Origin of the sequence: Archaeoglobus fulgidus DSM 4304 (genome assembly GCF_000008665.1) — an archaeon.
Lineage (GTDB): Archaea > Halobacteriota > Archaeoglobi > Archaeoglobales > Archaeoglobaceae > Archaeoglobus > Archaeoglobus fulgidus.
In genome coordinates this window covers 341,211-362,175 of sequence record NC_000917.1, presented here as the reverse complement: position 1 = coordinate 362,175, position 20,965 = coordinate 341,211, and the positions used below count along the sequence as shown (strand labels likewise).

At 49.0% G+C, this 20,965-nt stretch carries 21 protein-coding genes; 10 read left to right on the top strand and 11 right to left on the bottom strand.

Features of this window, described 5'->3' with window-relative positions; translation table 11 throughout:
- Window positions 1-12 precede the first annotated feature (12 nt).
- Window positions 13-540: a hypothetical protein gene (locus tag AF_RS02020; protein WP_010877904.1), complete on the bottom strand. Its 528-nt coding sequence runs from the start codon at window positions 538-540 to the stop codon at window positions 13-15.
- 154 nt (window positions 541-694) lie between these two features.
- Between AF_RS02020 and AF_RS02015 the strand changes: the two genes are divergently transcribed.
- Genes AF_RS02015 through AF_RS01995 form a run of 5 tightly spaced genes read left to right on the top strand, consistent with a single transcriptional unit; the run spans window position 695 to window position 6,321 of the window.
- Entirely contained in the window at window positions 695-1,477 is a 783-nt protein-coding gene (locus AF_RS02015) for a helix-turn-helix transcriptional regulator (protein WP_010877903.1), read from the top strand.
- Window positions 1,478-1,496: 19 nt separating this feature from the next.
- Entirely contained in the window at window positions 1,497-2,807 is a 1,311-nt protein-coding gene (locus tag AF_RS02010) for an FAD-dependent oxidoreductase (protein ID WP_010877902.1), read from the top strand.
- Window positions 2,808-2,819: 12 nt separating this feature from the next.
- A complete protein-coding gene (gene dld / locus AF_RS02005; RefSeq protein ID WP_010877901.1) occupies window positions 2,820-4,151 on the top strand; it encodes a D-lactate dehydrogenase in 1,332 nt (443 codons plus the stop codon).
- Between the two features lie 24 nt (window positions 4,152-4,175).
- The gene (locus tag AF_RS02000; RefSeq protein ID WP_010877900.1) at window positions 4,176-4,901 is read left to right on the top strand and encodes an ABC transporter ATP-binding protein; all 726 of its coding nucleotides are present in this window, start codon (window positions 4,176-4,178) and stop codon (window positions 4,899-4,901) included.
- Window positions 4,867-6,321, top strand: a complete 1,455-nt coding sequence (locus AF_RS01995) for a hypothetical protein (protein WP_010877899.1) — start codon at window positions 4,867-4,869, stop codon at window positions 6,319-6,321. The genes AF_RS02000 and AF_RS01995 overlap by 35 nt, the downstream gene beginning before the upstream one ends.
- On the opposite strand, the gene AF_RS01990 is transcribed toward AF_RS01995, so the two are convergent.
- From AF_RS01990 to AF_RS01955, 8 genes are read right to left on the bottom strand one after another with little or no spacing between them, the layout of a single operon-like run.
- On the bottom strand, window positions 6,284-6,733 hold the full coding sequence (locus AF_RS01990; RefSeq protein WP_052270466.1) for a DUF2284 domain-containing protein: 450 nt from the start codon (window positions 6,731-6,733) through the stop codon (window positions 6,284-6,286). The genes AF_RS01995 and AF_RS01990 overlap by 38 nt on opposite strands.
- Complete coding sequence (gene mqnC, locus AF_RS01985) at window positions 6,733-7,800, bottom strand: cyclic dehypoxanthinyl futalosine synthase (RefSeq protein WP_010877897.1); 1,068 nt, start codon at window positions 7,798-7,800, stop codon at window positions 6,733-6,735. Before mqnC ends, AF_RS01990 begins: the two co-directional genes overlap by 1 nt.
- The gene (locus tag AF_RS01980) at window positions 7,757-8,497 is read right to left on the bottom strand and encodes a menaquinone biosynthesis protein (RefSeq protein WP_048064224.1); all 741 of its coding nucleotides are present in this window, start codon (window positions 8,495-8,497) and stop codon (window positions 7,757-7,759) included. The genes mqnC and AF_RS01980 overlap by 44 nt, the downstream gene beginning before the upstream one ends.
- Entirely contained in the window at window positions 8,494-9,495 is a 1,002-nt protein-coding gene (locus AF_RS01975) for a CofH family radical SAM protein (protein ID WP_048064223.1), read from the bottom strand. The genes AF_RS01980 and AF_RS01975 overlap by 4 nt, the downstream gene beginning before the upstream one ends.
- On the bottom strand, window positions 9,476-10,393 hold the full coding sequence (gene aglJ, locus AF_RS01970; RefSeq protein WP_010877894.1) for an S-layer glycoprotein N-glycosyltransferase AglJ: 918 nt from the start codon (window positions 10,391-10,393) through the stop codon (window positions 9,476-9,478). The genes AF_RS01975 and aglJ overlap by 20 nt, the downstream gene beginning before the upstream one ends.
- The gene (locus AF_RS01965) at window positions 10,393-10,980 is read right to left on the bottom strand and encodes an orotate phosphoribosyltransferase-like protein (protein WP_010877893.1); all 588 of its coding nucleotides are present in this window, start codon (window positions 10,978-10,980) and stop codon (window positions 10,393-10,395) included. Before AF_RS01965 ends, aglJ begins: the two co-directional genes overlap by 1 nt.
- Window positions 10,955-11,455 (bottom strand): type II toxin-antitoxin system toxin endoribonuclease Nob1, encoded by a 501-nt coding sequence (gene nob1 / locus AF_RS01960; protein WP_010877892.1) that lies wholly within the window; start codon window positions 11,453-11,455, stop codon window positions 10,955-10,957. Before nob1 ends, AF_RS01965 begins: the two co-directional genes overlap by 26 nt.
- Before the next feature lie 28 nt (window positions 11,456-11,483).
- Complete coding sequence (locus tag AF_RS01955; protein WP_010877891.1) at window positions 11,484-12,425, bottom strand: transglutaminase-like domain-containing protein; 942 nt, start codon at window positions 12,423-12,425, stop codon at window positions 11,484-11,486.
- 97 nt (window positions 12,426-12,522) lie between these two features.
- On the opposite strand from AF_RS01955, the gene AF_RS12575 reads away from it, so the two are divergent.
- Window positions 12,523-12,825 carry a GIY-YIG nuclease family protein gene (locus AF_RS12575; protein WP_010877890.1) on the top strand — a complete coding sequence of 101 codons (303 nt, stop codon included), beginning with the start codon at window positions 12,523-12,525 and terminating at the stop codon, window positions 12,823-12,825.
- Here the strand turns inward: AF_RS12575 and AF_RS01950 are convergent.
- Both AF_RS01950 and dph5 read right to left on the bottom strand, forming a co-directional pair.
- Window positions 12,786-13,430, bottom strand: a complete 645-nt coding sequence (locus AF_RS01950; protein ID WP_048064222.1) for a hypothetical protein — start codon at window positions 13,428-13,430, stop codon at window positions 12,786-12,788. The genes AF_RS12575 and AF_RS01950 overlap by 40 nt on opposite strands.
- An 85-nt stretch (window positions 13,431-13,515) precedes the next feature.
- Entirely contained in the window at window positions 13,516-14,271 is a 756-nt protein-coding gene (gene dph5 / locus AF_RS01945) for a diphthine synthase (RefSeq protein ID WP_010877888.1), read from the bottom strand.
- A gap of 40 nt (window positions 14,272-14,311) precedes the next feature.
- Here dph5 and aglB3 point away from each other — a divergent pair, with 40 nt between their 5' ends.
- From aglB3 to cdhD, 4 genes are all read left to right on the top strand, one after another.
- Window positions 14,312-16,918 (top strand): dolichyl-phosphooligosaccharide-protein glycotransferase AglB3, encoded by a 2,607-nt coding sequence (gene aglB3 / locus AF_RS01940; RefSeq protein WP_010877887.1) that lies wholly within the window; start codon window positions 14,312-14,314, stop codon window positions 16,916-16,918.
- Between the two features lie 246 nt (window positions 16,919-17,164).
- Window positions 17,165-18,739: a CO dehydrogenase/CO-methylating acetyl-CoA synthase complex subunit beta gene (cdhC, locus tag AF_RS01935; RefSeq protein WP_010877886.1), complete on the top strand. Its 1,575-nt coding sequence runs from the start codon at window positions 17,165-17,167 to the stop codon at window positions 18,737-18,739.
- Window positions 18,740-18,821: 82 nt separating this feature from the next.
- Window positions 18,822-19,598 carry an AAA family ATPase gene (locus AF_RS01930; RefSeq protein WP_010877885.1) on the top strand — a complete coding sequence of 259 codons (777 nt, stop codon included), beginning with the start codon at window positions 18,822-18,824 and terminating at the stop codon, window positions 19,596-19,598.
- Between the two features lie 5 nt (window positions 19,599-19,603).
- Window positions 19,604-20,962, top strand: coding sequence for a CO dehydrogenase/acetyl-CoA synthase subunit delta (gene cdhD / locus AF_RS01925; RefSeq protein WP_010877884.1), 1,359 nt, complete (start codon window positions 19,604-19,606; stop codon window positions 20,960-20,962).
- The last annotated feature ends 3 nt before the right edge of the window (window positions 20,963-20,965 follow it).

Here is a 20,965-nt window from a genome sequence, read left to right as displayed (position 1 = left end):
TCTATGTGGTTCTCAAAGTAAAATATCCACCATCCATGCTTCAGGTCGAACTGATGTGGGTGCAGATGCACTTGAAGCAAGAGATTTATAGCTCATTTCTGGAATTTTCCCCTCTAAGAACACGATTCCATCGCCGTACTTACCAAAAAGCTCAAGTTTTCCATCGCCAATGTTGATCTGCAGAACCTTTATGGACCCCTCGGACCCGCATTTCAACACTACTCCTTCGAAATTGCTAGATTTGAATGGTGTACACTTCCCCGCAAATTCGCCTTTTTTGTTGTTAATGTTTACTACTCCCCTTACCTCATTGTGGTTCAGTTTAAGGACACCAGTAATTTCAATGGCATCATTAGCTGGATCCATCGGTTCAACCTTAGGATCAAAGATTCCTTTTAAAAGTACCATCTGGGTTGCAAGTGGCTCTGAGAACGTATTTTTAGGTTCGATGGTTGCCTCGACTGGTGTTTCAGCAGCCATTGTCACGCCAATACATGCTAACATCAGTATCGATATCAATATCCCCACAATTCTGTTCATCCTATCCCCTCCGCACTGCTACTGTGCCTCTCACTGACGATATTTAAATTTTTCTTTAAGATAAAAACTTAAAACTAATTTGCTTTTTAAGTTTGTAGCTTGAATTTTTCTGTACGTCGGAAAATTTATATTGCAATATTGCCACTTGCTCACAATGATATTACCTAAAAGAAAGAGAGAAATCCTGATGTTACTTGCCAAAAACTCACTTACCAACTCTGAAATTTCTTGCAATCTTAGATTGAGTCCAGCAGCAGTTTCTGACCACCTTAAAAATCTTCTGGAAGAAAGATTGATTGAAAAAAATGGAAGACGATTTGCCATCACCTTGAAGGGGCTCATTACTCTCCATTCTGGCGAAACTCTAAAGAAAACTTATTCTTTAATCGAAAGAGACTTCGAGTTCTGGAATCAGCACGATTTAGCAGCAATCCCTCCACATCTTCTCCTAAGACTTGGAGAGCTTGGAGATTACACGATAATAGAGAGCGGAGAGAATGAGGTTTTGAAGCACAAAGAAGTTTTTATGAATATGGTAAGCAAATCAAAGTGGATCAGGGCTGTTTTCGGATTCTTTCTCCCCGAATATCCCGCTTTTCTTTCCAAACTTTCACAGGAAGTTGATATTTCCATTGTTATTGGCAGGAGTGTTTTACCGAGGCTTAAGGAGTACTCAGAGGAGGTTAATTCATTCAGTGGGAAGCTGATGTCGTGTGGGGAAATAAAACTGGTTTGCATTGCTTGCAGTGAGGGGCTCTGCCTTGGTTTGTTTAATAAAAAGGGAGAGTACGACTTAAAAAGAGGGCTGGTAAGCTACGAAGACAGCGCTATTAAATGGGGTTGTGAGCTTTACGGCCATTTTGAAACTCAGAGCCTTTTCGCTCCTACAAAACCACAGATTACTCAACTTCCCAAAACCGCGAAAAGCATAAATTAGTCTTGAACAATGATAAAGCATGAGGGTAGTTGTTATCGGCGGTGGGGCAGCGGGAATGAGCGCTGCTTCGAGAGTTAAGGCTTTGCAGCCTGAGTGGGAGGTTACGGTTTTTGAGGAGACCAACTTTGTCAGCCACGCTCCATGCGGGATTCCGTACGTTGTTGAAGGCTTGAGCGACCCCTCACACCTGATGTACTACCCGCCGGAATTTTTCAGGGAGAAAAGGGGCATTGATTTGCACATCAACGCGAAGGTAGTTGAGGCTGGAGACGGCTTTGTGAGAGTCATAGAGGACGGTCAGGAGAAAACCTACGAGTGGGATAAGCTTGTAATCGCCACCGGAGCACTTCCAAAAACCCCACCCTTCGAGGGCCTTGAGCTGGAAAACGTTTTCACCGTCAGACATCCTGTACAGGCGGCTGAGCTGAGAGAGGCGGTTGAGAAGGCGGAGAACGTTGTAATCGTTGGTGCTGGCTACGTAGGAGTTGAGATGGCCGAAGCTGCGGCAGCGAGAGGGAAGAAAGTAACGGTTGTGGAGTTTCTTGATCAACCACTCCCAAACCTCGACAGGGATGTTGCGGACTTGGTGAAGCATAAGCTTGAGGAGAAGGTCAACCTGAGGCTGGGGGAGAAGGTAGAGGCTTTTGAGGGCGATGGAGCGGTGAGGAAAGTGGTGACTGACAAAGGAGAGTATCCTGCAGATGTGGTTATAGTTGCAACGGGCGTGAAGGCCAACACTGCCATTGCCGAGCAGATTGGCTGCAAGATTGGAGAGACTGGAGCAATCTGGACGGACAGCAGGATGCAGACAAGCGTTGAGAATGTTTTTGCTGCTGGAGATTGCGCTGAAACAACCCACATGCTGACGAAAAAGAGAGTCTGGATTCCCTTAGCCCCGCCGGGCAACAAGATGGGCTACGTTGCGGGAGTTAACGCCGCTGGCGGCAACATTGAGTTTCCCGGAGTGCTTGGAACTCAGCTTACGAAGTTCTTCGACCTTGAAATTGGCGCCACGGGGCTGACGGAGAAGGCTGCGAAAGCTGAGGGATTTGAGGTTAAAACAGCTGTCGTGAAAGCAAAAACCAGAGTTCACTACTACCCCGGGGCCAAGGACACCTTCCTAAAGGTTGTGGCGGATGCAAGCACAAAGAGAATTCTGGGAGCGCAGGTTCTCGGGGCGGATGTGGCGATGAGGGTTAACGTCTTTGCTGCGATGATACAGGGCGGCTTCACGACGAAGGATGTTTTCTTCGCCGACCTCGGCTATGCTCCTCCATTCACACCCATCTGGGACCCGATTGTTGTTTCGGCAAGAATTCTTAAATTCTAAACTATTTTTTTCATGAGCTGGATTGATGAGCTTTCAAAAATTGTTGAGGTCTTTCCACCATCGGACGCTTATCGCTTCGATGAAACTCCACCTCTCGTTGCTCCCAGAGCAGCTGAAAATTTCGTTGTGGTGAAGCCCAGCAACAGCGAGGAGGTCTCGGCGATTTTGAAGTTCGCCAACGAAAAAAGTATACCAGTTTTCATGAGGGGCGGTGGGACTGGGCTTAGCGGCGGGGCTGTGCCGACTGAGGAGGGCATTGTACTCTCAACTGAAAAAATGACAGAGCTTGAGGTTGATGCCGACAACAGAGTTGCTATTTGCGGTGCGGGAGTTACTTTGAAGCAGCTTGACGATGCAGCCTTCAGGCACGGCTTGAGCTTCCCGCCCCATCCCGGAGCTGAAACCGCAACAGTCGGAGGGATGATTGCAACCAACGCTGGGGGAGTGAGGGCTTTGAAGTACGGAACCATGAGGAACTACGTTCTCAGCCTCGAAGCTGTTCTTGCCGACGGCAGGATAATCAATGTTGGCGGGAAAACGATAAAGAACTCCTCGGGCTACTCTCTCCTTCACCTTCTTGTGGGGAGTGAGGGGACGCTTGCAGTGATAACTAAGGCAACAATTCGCCTTTTCCCGCAGATGAGGGACATGACTGTCCTCGCCATCCCCTTTCCGACGATGGAGGATGCTATGAACTGCGTTGTTGAGGTTGCGAGAAAAATGCTCCCCATGGCCCTCGAATTCATGGAAAAGAGGGCAGTTGAGATTGGGGAGAAGGTTAGCGGGGAGAGGTGGGTGAGCAGGGAGGGGGAGGCACACCTCCTGATGGTCTTCGAGAGCTTTGATGAGGCCGAGGAGGCTGCAAAAATTGCCCAGTCGCTTGGAGCGATTGACGTTTACGCAGCAACCACAAAGAAGGATCAGGACAGGCTGCTGAAAGTGAGGGGAATGATTTACGAGGGGCTGAGAAAGGAGGTCATTGAGGTTCTCGACGCCTGCGTTCCTCCAGCTAAAATTGCCGAGTACTGGAGAAGGAGCAACGAGCTTGCTGAAGAATATGGCATCGAGCTAATAACCTACGGCCATGCTGGAGATGGCAACGTCCACCAGCACCCGCTGGTTTACGAGGGATGGGAGAAAAGCTACTTTGAGTTCAGAAAGTCCCTCCTCAGCCTCGCTGTCAGCCTTGGCGGTGTGATCAGCGGCGAGCACGGTATAGGGGCGGTTAAGCTTTCGGAGCTAGAGGAGCTGTTTCCAGAGCAGTTCGAGCTGATGAGACAAATCAAGCTCCTCTTCGACCCAAAAAACATCCTCAACCCCGGCAAGGTTGTTCGCAAACTATAAATATGCTACAGCACACCACTTGACGTGATAGAGGTTAACAACCTGACGGTGAGGTATGGAAAAACGACGGCTGTCAGCAATGTTGGATTCACAGTTGAGAGGGGAGAGGTTGTTGCCATTCTCGGGCCAAACGGAGCTGGAAAGAGCTCCATAATGAAGTCCATTGTCGGTATAGTGGATTTCGAGGGGGAGATAAAGATTGATGGAATGAATGCGAACACAAAGGTAGCCAAGAACCTCTTTGGCTACGTACCAGAGGAGATAAGACTGATAGACCACCTCACGCCTGAGGAGTTCTTCAGCTTTCTGGTATCGGTAAGGAAGCTCGGTGAGGAGGCAGCAAAGAGAGTTGAGAAGTACGTCAGGATTTTCAGGCTGGAGGAGCAGATGGACAAGCCGATAATCTCGCTCTCTATGGGGAACAAGAAGAAGGTTGCTGTGGTTGCGGCATTGCTTCACGATCCTCCCTACCTTCTGCTCGATGAGCCCTTAAACGGCCTCGATGCTTTCTCTGCCAGAGTTCTGAAAGAGGTGATGGCCAGAAAAACTGAGAGCGGTGGAATACTGCTTTCCACGCACATAATGGAGATAGCTGAGAGGCTTGCAGACAGAGTGATAATTCTCAACAGGGGATTGAAAATTGCTGAAGGCACTCTGGAGGAGCTTAAGTCCTACGGGACATTGGAGGAGGCCTTTTTGAAAATCACCGGTCAGCATGAAAGTCTTGAGGAGGTTATCTCCGCTTTATGAGCTTTCGGACCTAATCTTCGTGGAGGCTGCGGTGAGGAACGCTGCAGCAGTCTATCACGACCTATCGAGAGTTACCAAGTGGATCAGGTACAATGCCCTCCTCCTGAAGATAATGTTCACCTTTGCCGCCCTATTTTCAGTAGGGCCCGCCTTTTTTGACGACAAGGTCAGCTACGCATCTTCCCTGCTTTCTCTGTTCTTCTTTTTCCTGATGTTCGGCACCGCTTATGCTCATGGCTACTTTCAGGTCGATTTGAGCTACATGCACACCTTTTATTCTCGCAGTGATATTTCAAAGGTTAGGTTTTACGGATTTTTCAGGCTGTTCGACTGGCCTGCTGTCATTGCTCTCCTCTCCCTTCTAGTTCTCGTGGGAATGAGGAATCCTGCCGGACTTCTTCCAGCGCTTCTGGGATTTCTTGCAGTGATAATGGGGGCTTTGAGCATTGTGATACTTCTCGGCAAAAGGCTGGGGAGCGTTCAGACGGGCAGGTCTTTAAGGGCCGCATTTTTCCGAATTTTTGGCTTAATTGCCTGGCTGGTTTCAATCTACGGGCTTTATCTCATAAACCAGCTTGCCATATACCTGATGACTTTCAAAAATTACGAGGCCTACGACTCTCTTTTCCCCATCTCATACGGACTCTGGATTTCTCAGCCCTTTAGTGCTAAATACGCAGCCCTTAGCCTCTTTTATTTCGCCCTCATCACTCTTCTCTTTTTCTATGCTGTCAGGGAACTTTCCAAGGAGGAGATTGCGAAGCACTACGGCAGCTTGAAGGGATGGAAAATAAAAAGGAGAGGGAAAATGACCGCTATGGTAATAAAGGACTTCAAGCAGCTTTTCAGAAATCCGCAGCTTTTCGTTATTGCATTGCTTCCAATATACGGCGCCTTAATGCAGCTTGTATTCTACATAAAACTTTCAGAAGTGGCGAGCGTTCTGTATCTGCAGATCTTCCTCGCCATTACTGTCTCAAGCTTCATGAGCCTCGAAAGGAGCAGCTACATCACCGCCCTCCCTCTGACGGACTTGGAAATGAAATTCTCGAAAATTCTGGAGGGGCTGCTGATTTACTTCGTCTCCATGGGCATTGTTGCAGCAGTGGTGATTTACAAAGGGGGAAATTTGATTAACTCTCTGTCCCTCTTTCCCACAGGCTTTGCCGTGGTTCTCGTTGCAGTGCAGTTTTCCCGCCGACTGACGAGCGAGCCGGTAAATGTAGAGGCAGTAATCGCCACGCTAATCTCCTTCTTCATCGTTTTAGTTCCTGCTGCAGTGGGAGGTGTTGCAGTTCTGATTTTAAAAGCTCCATTTTCGAGCTATGCCTTTCCAGTCTCCCTTGCCGAAACTCTTGCAGTGTTAGCAGTATTTGCATTGCTCAATCGACGAAAAGCAAAGCTACCATTTCGTCTTTGACTGCAAGGCTGGAAGCGTCAACGCAGAGGGCGGAGAGTGATGGTCTGACTCTGCTGCACCTACCGCTGCATTCATTGCATAGCATGCAACTGCCGGGAAAGGTTGCAAAGGCAAAGGGCTTTTTCAGGCTAAGCTCGGCCTCAAGCATGAACTCCTGAGCCCTTCTCACATCTTCTTTACTTTTAACTTTGAACCTGAACAGGTAGGCCCTTCTGTAAGCCCTCACGAACCTCTCGCATTCCTCAAAATCGGGAACGTTTGGAGGGCAGGAGGGCATTCCGTAACTTTCGCAGCCGAACATGCACTTCCATCTCGCCCTTGGATCAAGCTTGATTTTTGCAGGCTCAACTTCCTCAAACTCCACCTCAACTCCAAGCTTTTCCGCAATCTCCTTAAATTTCTTGCCGGACATCAGAACCACTCCAGAATGTTGTAGTAGGTATCACGCAATGCAACTGGCCTCCCCACGGCCTTAACGGCTTTCACAATCTCCTCAATTTTTGCAGGCCTGAAGTCTTTCCCCGTAGCTCTTACAACATTCTCCTCCAGCATCGTCCCACCAAAGTCATTTGCCCCGAAGAAGAGGCTTAGTGTAGCGATCTCAAATCCCTGAGTGAGCCATGAAGCCTGAATGTTTCTGAAGTTGTTCAGGACTATTCTTGAAATGGCTAAAACCTGCAGGTATCTGAGGGGAGAGACAGGGCGTTTGATTTCAGCGTAAAGCTCCGTGTTTCCCGGCTGGAAGGTCCATGGGATGAAGGCTGTGAAACCGCCGGTTTTTTCCTGAAGCTCCCTGATTTTTATGAGGTGCTCCACTATGTCACCGTCGCTCTCCACATGCCCGAACATCATTGTTGCAGTCGTGGGCATGTTCAGGCTGTGGGCTGTCTCCATAACCCTCAACCACTCATCGCTTGAGCACTTGTTCGGGCTGATTTTTCTCCTTACAGAATCAACAAGAATCTCAGCCCCACCACCCGGCAGAGAGTCTAATCCGGCAGCCTTCAATCTATCAAGAACCTCCCTTATGCTGCTCCTCTCAAGCTTTGCCAGAAAGACGATTTCTGGCGGGGAGAGGCTGTGTATGTGAACACTGGAAAATCTGGCCTTAATTTTCCTGAAAAGCTCCTCAAACCACTCCAATCCCAGATCAGGATTCATTCCGCCCTGAAGCATTATTTGAGTTGCTCCCATTTTGACAGCATAGCCTACTTTCCTCAGAATCTCTTCATGAGAGAGGACATAGCCTTTTTCCCTTGCGTAGAAGGCGCAGAACCTGCATTTTGAAAGGCAGATGTTCGTGTAGTTGATGTTTGTGTCATTGACGAAGGTTACGAGGTCTCCGCACTTCACTTTCCTGATTTCGTCGGCAATTCTCCCCACAGCGTGAATTGGGAGGGAAAAAAGCTCCAGAGCATCCTTCTTTGTAATTTTCTCATTCAAGTAGTCCGTAATCTCTGCAGTACTTCTCGAATTCATCAAGCCCCCTCCTTTCCTTGCTGCTCAACCTGAACTTAAGCGTTCTGAAGTACTCCTCAAGGAACTCCCTCGGCATCTTAAAGGCTTTCTCTGCCGCTCTAACAACTTCATCGAACCTCCTGTAGCCTTCCTCAGTTGCCATCAAAATCTTCCTGTCCATTTCCTCCGCATTTGTTTCTTTCAGAGAGGCTGATATTCCAAAAACTGCGGGCAGAGAAGTAAGCTCGTACCACTCCTCCCCCAGATCCATAACGACTTTGTAAATCATCCTCGCCTTAATTGCCTCATCCCCAATAACGAGCGCATGAGGGCAGAGTTCGAGCATTTCCGAGGCTTTTGCAGTGTTAACCTCTACAAGCATGTTCTTCATTCCCCTCTCAGCAAGCAGAATTTTTAGGAGGTTGACGGAGGTTAGGGAGTGGGGAGTTACGGCAATTGACCCATCATCCAGCTCCTTTTTTCTCGAAACCACCACTACGCTGAGCACTTTGCCTTCGGAGGCAACACAGAACTCGTAGTGTCTCAGCCTTTCCCTGTTTTTGAGGTAGAAGAATGCTGGCACTGGAGCGTAGTCAATTCTGCCAGATAGGAGCATTGAAGCCATTTCCCTCGGATTTGCCTCAACAATCTCAACCTTCTCGTTGAGAAAGTAGTAGGGCAGAAAATTGTTGAGGTAGTCGAATTTGCCAACCCTCATGCGTACCACTTCAGGATGTTGCAGAAGGTATCCCTCTGCCCGACTCTCTTGCCAGCACTCCTGCAAATCTCCACGAGCCTCTCAACTGTCAATCCTGCGGGCGTTTCAGCGCCTGCAGCATGCGTTACTTTCTCCTCAACAACCGTCCCATCTATATCGTTCGCCCCGAACCTCAGAGCAACCTCTGTCAGCTTCTCCCCCAGCATGACCCAGTAAGCCCTCACGCTCCTGAAGTTGTCCAAAGCGATTCTTGAAACAGCTATTGTTTTCAGAATGTCAACGGGGTTGGTTTTCTCCCTCACGATTTTGCCGAGGGGGTTGTTCTCTGGATGGTAAACGAGAGGTATGAAGGAGACAAAGCCTCCAGTCTTCTCCTGAAGCTTCCTCAGCCTGTAGAGGTGGATGGCTCTGTGCCTTATTTCCTCAACATGACCGAAAAGCATCGTGGCGTTGCTCTTGATTCCAAGCTCGTGGGCAATCTTCATAACCCTCAACCACTCATCGCTTGAGCACTTGTTTGGGCTGATTTTTCTCCTTACAGAATCAACGAGAATCTCAGCCCCACCGCCCGGCATCGCTTGAAGACCCGCATCCTTAAGCCTGCTGAGAAACTCCCTGATGCTCATTTTCTCCTTCTTGGCGTAGTAGTAAACTTCAGTTGCAGTCAAGGCTTTAATCACAACCTCTGGCTTCTCTCTCTTGATTCTCCTGAAAACCTCCTCGAAGTATTCCACCCCAACTTCGGGATTGTGCCCCCCAACAATGTGTACTTCCGTTATGCCATCAACCTCCCTCACCTTCCTCAGAATTTCTTCCGGAGATAGCAGATAACCTTCTCTGTTGTTGAAGGCGCAGAGAGGGCATTTGGCAACGCAGATGTCGGTGTAGTTTATGTGCCTGTTTACGACGAACATCACTCTGTCGTTCAGCGCATCAGCCCTCTCTCCCAGCTCATGTAGATTTTGATGAAACAGCTCCTCAATCTCCCTTACCTTCAACCTCCATCGCCTCTCTGAGCCTTCTGAGTTCTTTTCTGAACTCGACGTTGCTTCTGAATATAAAATCAGCTATAAGGCCGAACATGATTAGCTGAACTCCCGTGATTATGAAAAGTGCTGTAAGAATTGCCAGCAAATAATGCGTAATCCTCAAAAACCACTCGTAAACGACAAAGGCTCCTGAAATCAGCCCGGCGATGATGAAAATCAGGCCGAAAATGTAGAGGTATCTTGCAGGGCTGTACCTGCTCATCAACTCATAAATTGTTTTCCCAATCCTGAATCCGTCTCTTAAAGGATTCAGCTTCGTCTTTCCTCCCCTTTTTCTGTAGGTGATGGGCACTTCAACAATTCTGAAGCCCTTTGCAAGCGTCTCTACCGTTAGCTCGGTTTCAACCTCAAAACCGGGTTTTGTAAGCTCTACAGATTTGTAAACCTCTTTTTTTAGCGCTCTGTAGCCTGAGAGAATATCTCTCAGCTCCACTCCGTACGCCAGCCGGAAAAACATGTTGAGAAGCTTGTTCCCAATTAAGTTCAGTCTAGTGAATGCCCCCTTCTCAAAGCTGGCAAACCTGTTTCCAATCACGTGATCAGCCCCGCCTTCCTTTATTGGTTCAAGAAGCCTGTAAACCTCTTCCGGAAGGTAAGTTCCATCTCCGTCCACGAGAACCAGTATGTCGCTATCAACAATCTCGAAAGCTTCCGCAACAGCCTGCCCCTTCCCCTTCCCGCTCTGAATTACTACCTCAGCGCCTTTTTCCCTTGCAATTTCCCTTGTCCTGTCCTTGCTGTTTCCGTCGATTACAAGAACTCTAAATCCTCTTTTGGCGAATCCCTCAACGACCTCTCCAATGGCCTCCTCCTCGTTCAGCGTTGGGATAACGACCGTTACATCCATTATATCCTCAGAATCTTGAGCATGCTAAGCAGGGGGATGCCTTCTATTTCGTTTCCTCCCCTCTTGTTCACTATGACCGCCGCGCAGACGGCTTTCCCATCGTTAGCCTCTATCACCTCTATAGCCTCCTTTATCGACCTCCCGGTTGAAGTTATGTCATCTACAATTGCGCACTTCTTCCCCGAAACTCTCGCAAAGTTCTCGCTGAGAATTCCGCCTTTAGGCTTCTCCTCATCCGTCTTGAACTTTCTTGGGTAGTAGATTGTGAACTCGCATCCAAGCTCTTCCGCAACCATTGCGGCGAGGGGTATTCCGCTGGTGGCAATACCCACAACCACCTCTATATCCTCCTTCACCTCGCTCACTATCATGTCTGCCATAGCCATCGCAACAAGTCTAAGCCTCGAAGGCTTAGTCAGCTCCCTCCACTCCACGTAAATGTCAGAAGGCGGTGTCTCGCCCACTCTCGTAATCAACCATAATGCAGTTTCTCTTGAAACGTTGAGCTCATCAGCAATCTCTTCAGTCGTTAAGCCCTTCTCCTTAAGCCTTCTAGCCCTCTCAACCAGAGTTTCGATTTTTGTCATTTTTAACCCTCCTAATTATAGCCTCACTCCCACACACGGGGCAAATTTCAGACTCAATTCTTCTACCACATCCTCTACACACCTTCACCCATTTAAATTCTTTTGATATCTGTCTGTGGAGAATGCCGTCGAACCTTATTCCAAGGCTCATTGCCACATTCTGGATAGCGTAATCGTCGGTTACAAGAACGACCTCGTTCCCCTTCTTTATTTCATCCAGAGCCTTTGCCAGTACCTTTATGTCCGTATCTGAGAGCTTGTGGATGTCACCGGTTTTTCTCGCAGCCTCCTTCACCTCTTCAACGCTCTCAGGACTCGCCTCCTCCACCCTGAAGTTTTTTACGCTGAAGTACAGTGCCGAAGCCTCGTCGAGGATCTCTGCCACTACCTCTGGCACGGTAACCATGTTCCTGTAAACGGCCTTTCTCTGGAAGATCGCACTGGAGTCTATGACGTGCACTTCCACACATTTCATTTGGATGCATTATAAATAACTCTTACCCTCACCTTGCGAGGTAAAGAACGATCTCCATCACATCTCCCTTAATAGACAAGTGAAGGTTGAACGCCTTAAACCTTCCTTCGATGCTCTCTTCAAGGAGTTTGTAGATGTGCTCCGCATACTGCCTTTCAAATTCAGGATGGTAGTATTCTGCCATCTCAAGGCTCAATTTGAGCGTGTAGCCTTCCCTGTATCCTAAAGGTAGTTTCTCACCGTTCAGTCTTGGATCTTCTCTTATTCCAGTGCCTTTAAAGTACTGACGGATTCTTGATTCGAGCGATTTCGCATCTCTATCGCTTGCCACATACCCGATGGAAAGGTTGAGCGGTATGGTGGTGTTGTTATCAATGATCTCTGCCTTCTCAATCCTCTTCCCATCCCTTAACCATTTGATGAAGTATCCCTGAGGGTCGAAGGGCGGGAGGTGCTGGTCGAGAATGAAGTAAGTTCCGTTGACGGCTATGGCTGCAGCAACATGCCCGACATCATCGTTCTCAAAGGTCACATTAACCAGATAACCTTTACAACCGTTGTACTTGAGAAGAGCGAGTGTAAGAAAAGCGTAATCCGTGCAGATGCCCTTTCGAAGCATTATCGTTTCGGATGGCGTTTGAATGTATCTACCCGTGTCGTACACCTCAACTTCCTTGCCTCTGACCACAATCTGCGGAGGTGGGAGACTTGCCTTCTCAACATCGTAAACGAGATTCTCATCCTCCCACTCAAGTATTTTCCACGCTGTGTCCTTGCAGTCAACTCCTTTCAGCTTCTCCGCAACGGCCGCAACTTTCTGAACTTCTTCATCGTTCAGAATGTAATTTAGCGCGCATTCGTAGTCGTATCTCCAGACCTTGCTGCAGTACTCCTCCCGCGAAAGCTCTTCTGCCGGCGGAGATATGCAAAGGGTTAGAAGCAAGGCTGTAAAGATGATCGACCATCTCATGGGCTAAGTAAGGTGTCCATTTATAAGTCTTGGCTCTACTTTCGGCGTGACCTCCTACGTCTTGGTGCTCCGCTGTTGTGAATATTTTCAGGTGAGGGTGGGAGCGCTGGGGGTCATAGCGTTCAGGAGGGGCTATTACTACTATGTCGGCAGTGCCAATAGCGGTGTTCACAGAGTAAAGCGGCACTTTTCCATCAAAAAGAAGAAGAGGTGGCACATCGACTATATCTCAGCTAAAATGGAGGTGGTGGGAGCTATACTTTCTAAAGAGCCGGAATGCGGGCTTGCACAAAGGTTCGAGAGTTTTGAAAGAATTAGGGGATTCGGATGCTCCGACTGCGATTGCGAATCCCACCTCTTCTACTCCCCAACACTGAACCTCGAATTTCTATCGACGTAAATGCCATCCTCTCCGGCCAGAGCGTTGTATATCTCAACGTAGGACCCAATGTCAACGGCATAGTAGAGGCTCTCATTTTCCAGTAAAACCTTCACTCTGCCAGTCTCATCTGAAATGTATATTTCATTGGCCTTTTCCGGCTCACCCAGTCCGGATACAAAGCCCTTTACGTTTACCCTCTCCCCAACCTTCTCATCAAGCTCAGAGATATTTACAAAGTCGACAAAAACCTCCACCTCCGAGAGGCTGTTGACGTGTATCTCCTCCCCCCTCGCATAGCCCCTTACTTTTATCCTCGCTCCTTCCACAATATCCCCAGCCTCTATTATCTCTGCCGCCTCATTCCAGAAGTTAACTCTAACCGTGCAGTCGTCCTGAATTACAACGCTTCCAACCTTTCCGCTCCTGCCGTTTTTGCTGAAATGCCTTACGGGAAAAACCCTCAAAACCACGCCTTCAACGGCAACTCTGCCGCTTTTGGCCAACGCCTCACTCACCCTCACAGTTTCTCCCTTTGCGTAGCTTTCGAGCAGTTCCGCGGTCACCTCATCAATAAGCCCGCCGAAATGCTCCATTATCTCATCATACGTTTTTGGAATCTTCATAACGAAAACCTCCAGTGCATGTAGCCTGCCAGAAGAAGCCCAAGAAAAAGCAGAAACAGCCCCCACTTTTCCCTTTCAGGAATTATCATGCTACCAACCTCTCAAGCTCTGCAGGAGCGTCGGCAAACTCTCTCAGGCACTCAAACTCCATGAAGTGCAGAGTTTTTGCAAGGACAACCATCACGTGGAGGGGTTTGCCAAAGTCAATTTTCTTCAGATTTTCGAGCCTGTCGCACTTAACCACTTCCTCTCCACTCCCCGCTCTGGCTATCCCCACTGCGTAAAGGTCTTTCATTTGGGCATCTTCGGCGATTAGGTTTTCTACGGCATGCCCTATCGTCATTGGCTCCGGATGGAGGTCTAAAAACAGCAGCGTGTGTGCGTCGATGCTTCGATTAGCCTTAATAACATTAACCGGCGTCTGCGACCTGTGCCAGCTTACAGTCGCGGATTTTCCGAATCTATAGTTGTGCAAACCCGTTAGTCCGCAAACAGCGGTAGAAATGCTTGCCCCGTGGATGATTCTCGTTTTGACGCCTTTCCTCTCCGCCTCAAGCTTAATTGCGGAGTGCGTGGTTGCAACCATTGGGTCTCCGGGGACAAGCAGCACAACACTTTTACTCTTTGCTCTCTCTATCAACCTGAAGCTGTTTTCCTCAAGGTCGCTCCTCTCCAGCTCAACAACTCTCTTACCGAAGAATTCTTCCATTTCCTCAATGCTGCTCAAAAGCTTCGACGTATAATACTCCACGTAAACCTCATCAGCCTCCCTTACGGCCTCCAGTCCCTTGACTGAAATGTCTTTGACGTCCCAAAGTCCGAGTCCAACGAAGGTCAGCATCTATCAGAAAGTTTAAATTAAGCATTTTACTTTTTCTGCCATGCAGAATGCTGAGAGTTGGTTTAAAAAATACTGGCACTTATCAGTTCTTGTCATCGCAGCACTGATTTCAGTAAAGCTTAGAATTCTGAACCCGTGGAATAGCGTATTTACCTGGACGGTCAGGCTTGGTGGAAACGATCCGTGGTATTACTACAGGCTGATTGAGAACACAATTCACAACTTTCCGCACAGAATTTGGTTTGATCCGTTCACTTACTACCCCTACGGCTCATACACACACTTTGGGCCATTCTTGGTTTATCTTGGATCTATTGCGGGAATCATTTTTTCCGCTACGAGCGGTGAAAGCTTAAGAGCAGTTCTGGCATTTATACCAGCAATTGGAGGTGTTCTGGCTATACTCCCGGTATATCTGTTGACTAGGGAGGTTTTTGACAAGAGAGCAGCCGTTATCGCGGCATTCCTCATTGCGATAGTACCCGGACAGTTCTTGCAAAGGAGCATTCTCGGCTTCAACGATCACCACATTTGGGAAGCTTTCTGGCAGGTCTCCGCTCTAGGAACATTCCTGCTTGCTTACAACAGGTGGAAAGGGCACGACTTGAGCCACAATCTAACGGCGAGGCAGATGGCATACCCAGTAATTGCAGGAATAACCATTGGGCTGTACGTGCTTTCGTGGGGAGCTGGATTTATTATAGCCCCAATTATTCTGGCGTTCATGTTCTTCGCTTTCGTTCTTGCCGGATTCGTCAATGCGGACAGGAAAAACCTCTCTCTTGTTGCAGTTGTAACGTTCGCAGTTTCGGCATTAATTTACCTTCCCTTTGCCTTCAACTATCCCGGATTTAGTACCATCTTCTACTCTCCCTTCCAGCTTCTCGTCCTTCTCGGCTCGGCGGTAATAGCTGCCGCATTTTACCAGATTGAAAAGTGGAACGATGTCGGATTTTTCGAAAGAGTGGGTTTGGGAAGAAAAGGTATGCCACTGGCCGTTATTGTTCTAACCGCCCTCATAATGGGGCTCTTCTTCGTAATTTCCCCTGATTTTGCAAGAAATTTGCTTTCGGTAGTACGCGTTGTTCAGCCGAAGGGAGGAGCGTTAACAATTGCTGAAGTGTATCCTTTCTTCTTCACTCACAATGGGGAGTTTACTCTCACCAATGCCGTATTGCACTTTGGCGCTTTATTTTTCTTCGGCATGGCTGGAATTCTGTACTCTGCTTACAGATTTCTTAAGAGGAGAAGCTTTCCAGAAATGGCTCTTCTGATCTGGGCCATCGCCATGTTCATCGCTCTCTGGGGGCAGAACAGGTTCGCGTATTATTTCGCCGCAGTTTCTGCTGTTTACTCGGCACTGGCACTCTCCGTGGTTTTCGATAAACTTCACCTTTACAGGGCGTTGGAGAACGCTATTGGGGCGAGAAATAAGCTGAGCTACTTCAGGGTTGCATTTGCCCTTCTGATAGCCTTGGCCGCAATCTACCCCACCTACATCCTCGCGGATGCGCAGAGCTCCTATGCAGGAGGGCCGAACAAGCAGTGGTACGATGCTCTGACGTGGATGAGAGAAAACACGCCTGATGGAGAAAAGTACGACGAGTACTACCTGCAGCTTTACCCAACACCCCAGAGCAATAAGGAGCCCTTCAGCTACCCCTTCGAAACCTATGGGGTAATAAGCTGGTGGGATTACGGGCACTGGATTGAGGCCGTAGCCCACCGCATGCCCATCGCCAACCCATTCCAAGCGGGAATAGGGAACAAGTACAACAATGTTCCTGGTGCATCATCATTCTTCACGGCCGAGAACGAGAGCTATGCGGAGTTTGTTGCAGAGAAGCTGAACGTGAAATACGTTGTTAGCGACATTGAGATGGAAACGGGGAAGTACTACGCAATGGCCGTTTGGGCTGAAGGAGATTTACCTCTTGCCGAGAAATACTACGGCGGATACTTCTACTACTCACCCACGGGCACATTCGGCTATGCGAATTCCCAGTGGGACATCCCGCTGAACTCCATCATCATCCCACTGAGAATCCCAAGCGAGCTTTACTACAGCACTATGGAGGCAAAGCTCCATCTGTTTGACGGTAGCGGTCTGTCCCACTACAGGATGATTTACGAGAGCGACTATCCCGCTGAGTGGAAGTCCTACTCCTCTCAGGTCAACCTGAACAACGAGAGCCAGGTTCTTCAGACTGCGCTCTACGAGGCGGTGATGAGAGCGAGATACGGTGTTTCTCCAACAATGGGAACGCAGGAAGTTCTCTACAAGTACGCCTACACCCAGCTTTACGAAAAGAAGATGGGAATTCCCGTAAAGATTGCGCCTTCAGGGTATGTGAAGATTTTCGAGAGAGTGAAGGGGGCTGTGGTTACCGGCAAAGTTTCTGCCAACGTTACTGAGGTTAGCGTAAACGCAACAATCAAAACGAACCAGAACAGAACATTCGAGTACTGGCAGACGGTCGAGGTTAAAAACGGCACATACACAGTTGTACTCCCGTACTCCCATAACTCGGATTATCCCGTCAAGCCGATTACGCCGTACCACATAAAGGCAGGAAATGTCGTAAAGGAGATAACCATTTACGAGAGTCAGGTTCAGAATGGAGAAATCATTCAGCTTGATCTGTAAAGTGTTACTTCTTTTTTTATTGTTAGCACTTGTTGTAATTATGATTCAAAAAATTGCTACATGGAATATTTTTCGATTAATTTAAATTCTAATGACTCCAAAATCGTAAAGGAAGCCTGAGAAAATCAGGCTCAGTGAGGAATCGTGTAGGTTGGCGGAAAGGTGAAAAGCGATAAATACAAATAAACAAAAATTGTTGTTTGGGTATAGCTGGAGAGTTTAGTTTAATTTGGAGGTGAGCAAGATATGGTTGAAAGAAAAAGAATAGAGATTCCGGAGGGTGTTAAAGTCAAGGAGAGCGTTGGAGAGGAAGCAGAGTTTCCATTTGACATCTCTCCGATGTACGAGGGAGAGAGAATCAGGAAGGGAGACATGTACGTTGAGCTTGGAGGTCCAACGCAGCCTGGGTTCGAGCTTGTCATGGCTCTGCCGATGGATCAGGTAGAGGACATGAAGGTCACGCTCATCGGCCCGGATCTGGACGAGATGGAGGAAGGACAGGCATATCCCTACGCGATGATTTACTACATCGCCGGTGAGATGGTAGAGACTGATCTTGAGCCTGTTATCGAGAGAAGAAACCACGACTTCCAGAACTACATCGAGGGGTACATGCACCTCAACCAGAGATACGACATCTGGATCAGAATCGGAAAGAATGCGATCAAGAAGGGACTGAAAAGCCTGATTCAGATTGCAAAAGCCACAATGATGCTCTACAAGAACGAGCTCCCCTTCATCGAGAAGATTGAGGCTGTTTACATCACCGACAAGGATCTGGTTGAAAAGCTGCTCAACGAGCTTGCAATGCCGATTTTCGAGGAGAGAGACGCGAGAGTTGAGGCTTTGAGCGATGAGGACGTTGACGAGTTCTACTCATGCACCCTCTGCCAGAGCTTCGCCCCAACAAACGTCTGCATTGTCAGCCCAGACAGACCCTCGCTCTGCGGAGCTATAACCTGGTTCGATGGTAGAGCGGCAGCAAAGGTTGACCCCGAGGGGCCAAACAGAGCGGTGCCGAAGGGAGAGCTGCTTGACCCGATCGGCGGTGAGTACAGCGGTGTTAACGAGTTTGCAAAGCAGGAGAGCGGTGGAGAGTACGAGAGGATAAAGCTGCACAGCTTCTTCGAGTATCCGCACACAAGCTGTGGTTGCTTTGAGGTTATAGGTTTCTACATGCCCGAAGTTGACGGAATTGGCTGGGTGCACAGAGGCTACGCTGAACCCGCACCCAACGGTTTGACGTTCTCAACAATGGCCGGTCAGACTGGTGGTGGAAAGCAGGTCGTTGGGTTCCTTGGCATCGGTATAGCCTACTTCAGAAGCAAGAAGTTCATTCAGGCCGATGGTGGGTGGTACAGGACGGTCTGGATGCCGAAGGAGCTGAAAGAGAGAGTGGCAAAGTACATCCCGGACGACATCAGGGACAAGATTGCAACCGAGGAGGATGCCAAGACCCTTGATGAGCTGAGGGAGTTCCTCAAGAAAGTTGACCACCCCGTTGTCAAGGGTGTTGTAAGGCCGGTTGACGGCAAGAAGATTACCAACGGATGGGTTGAGGAAGAGGAAGAAGAGGCTGAAGAGGTCGCTGAGGAGGCTGCTGCTGAGGCAGCACCAGCAGCTCAGCCAGCACAAGCAGCTCAGCCGATGGCAATGCAGCCAATGCCGATGCAGATGCCAGGATTCCAGCTCCCCGCCCTTCAGATGCCTGCAGCGTCAGCAGCTCCGGCAGGTGTCAAGCTTGTAATCAAGGACGCGAAGATTACCATCGAAAAGGTCATCATCAAGAAGGCAGAGAAGGAGAAGAAGGGTGGGAAGTAATGGAGGAGGAAGTGAAGAAGGTTAAACTCATCCTTAAAGGAGCTCAGATTCATATCCCAGAGCTGATAATAGAGGAAGAAGAATGACAGTAATCGCGGTGGCAGGCAAGGGTGGGACCGGAAAAACGCTGGTTTCCGCCCTCCTCATTAATTTTATTTCAGAGCACACTACAAGCGTTCTGGCAGTTGATGCCGACCCAGACAGCAACCTCCCAGAAGCTCTCGGTGTGGAGAAGCAGGTAAGAAAAACTCTTGGCGAAATCAGGGAGCTCTTTCAGGTTAGCAGGGATGAAATGGGTTCAATGAACAAGGAGCAGTGGTTGGAAGGCAAGATTTACGCTGAAGCAATATGCGAGTGCCCCAGATACGACCTTCTGGTGATGGGAAGGCCGGAAGGAGAGGGGTGCTACTGCTTTGCCAATTCTCTGCTTCGAGGTGTGCTGAAGAGGCTGATGAGACACTACGAGTACATAATAATCGACACCGAAGCTGGTCTGGAGCACTTCAGCAGAAAAACCATCGACTCTGCTGATTACATAATAATCGTAACTGACATGTCGAGAAAGGGACTGGCAACTGCAAAGAGGATCAAAGAGCTTGCCAGTGAGCTCAAGCTGAACTTCAAGAAGATTTTCCTGATTGCCAACAGAATCGCTTCCGAGGATGCAGAGAAAACGATTAGAGAGTTTGCGAAAGAGGAGGGTTTGGAGCTTCTTGCCGTGCTGCCCTACGACAGCAGTGTAGCAGAAATCGACCTTAGAGGAGAACCTGTAAGCAAGATAGACAAGAATTCTGAAGTCTATAGGAAAATGAAGGATGTAGCTAATTTAATGCTCAATTTGTCAGCCAAAGCGAGGTGATTAATTTGAAAAAGTTCACGCTTGAGGAGTTTTTGGATTTGCTGAAAAAGTATAATGTAGAGGAGATAGAAGGGGTGAAAATTGAGGGCGACCTCGAAATAGAGTTCGAGGGATCGTCGATAGACCTATCAGCAATTGCCCCTCTTTACTCAATGCTTTCCGAATTCGGTAACTTCCTGTATCACGCAAACATGGCACTCGGCTATCTGCAGAGGCTTTCTGCAGCCCTTGGCATCCCAACACCCTTCGCTGCACAGCCTCAGCTTGCCCCTGCGGCTCCTGCTGCACCGGCTGAGGTTCCGGCAGTCGAGGAGCTGAAGATTCCAGCAGAGCTTGTAAGGGCAAAGTTTGAGCCATACAAGGAGGAGTATCCGGGCAAGATAGAGGAGGTTGTTCTTGGCGCAACCAAGGCTGATGGGGGAACCAGGGAGTACACTGTCACGCTTGGTGGAGAGAGGAGTCTCGCTTTCTACACCTTCGACGCCCCACAGCCCCACCTTCCCGCAATAGCCATTGACGTCTTCGACAGAAGGCCCATGCTCGCAAAGGCGGTGAGGATGCACTACGAGGATGTGCTGGACAACCCTGCAGAGTGGGCGAGGAAGTGTGTTAAGAAGTTCGGTGCTGACCTAGTAACGCTCCACCTCATCAGCACGGACCCCCTGCTGGACGACACACCTGCAAGCGAGGCCGTGAAGGTTCTTGAGGACGTTCTGCAGGCGGTGAAGTGCCCCATAATCGTTGGAGGTAGCGGAAACAAGGAGAAGGACCCCGAGGTTCTTGAGAAGGCCGCGGAGGTAGCTGAGGGAGAGAGAATCATGCTTGCCTCAGCAACTCTCGACATGGACTGGGAAAGGATTGCCAACGCAGCCAAGAAGTACGGCCATGTCGTTTTGAGCTGGACCCAGATGGACATAAACAACCAGAAGACGCTCAACAGGTACCTGCTGAAGAGGGTCGAGATGCCGAGAGACAGCATCGTCATGGACCCAACGACCGCAGCCCTCGGTTATGGCCTTGACTATGCCTTCACGAACATGGAGAGAATCAGAATCAGCGGTTTGAAGGGAGACACAGACCTGAACTTCCCGATATCAAGCGGTACGACCAACGCGTGGGGAGCGAGAGAGGCCTGGATGGTGGACTCACCGATTGAAGAGGACACGCCCTGGGGGCCAAGAGAGCTCAGAGGCCCAATCTGGGAGATTATAACTGGTCTGACACTCTCCCTTGCCGGAGTCGATCTCTTCATGATGATGCATCCAGTAGCAGTTGCCGTCCTCAAGGAGGTCTTCAACACACTCGGCGGTAAGGTTAGCGGAGGAGTGGCTGACCCTGGCGAGTGGATTTTCATGGAGGTGTAATGA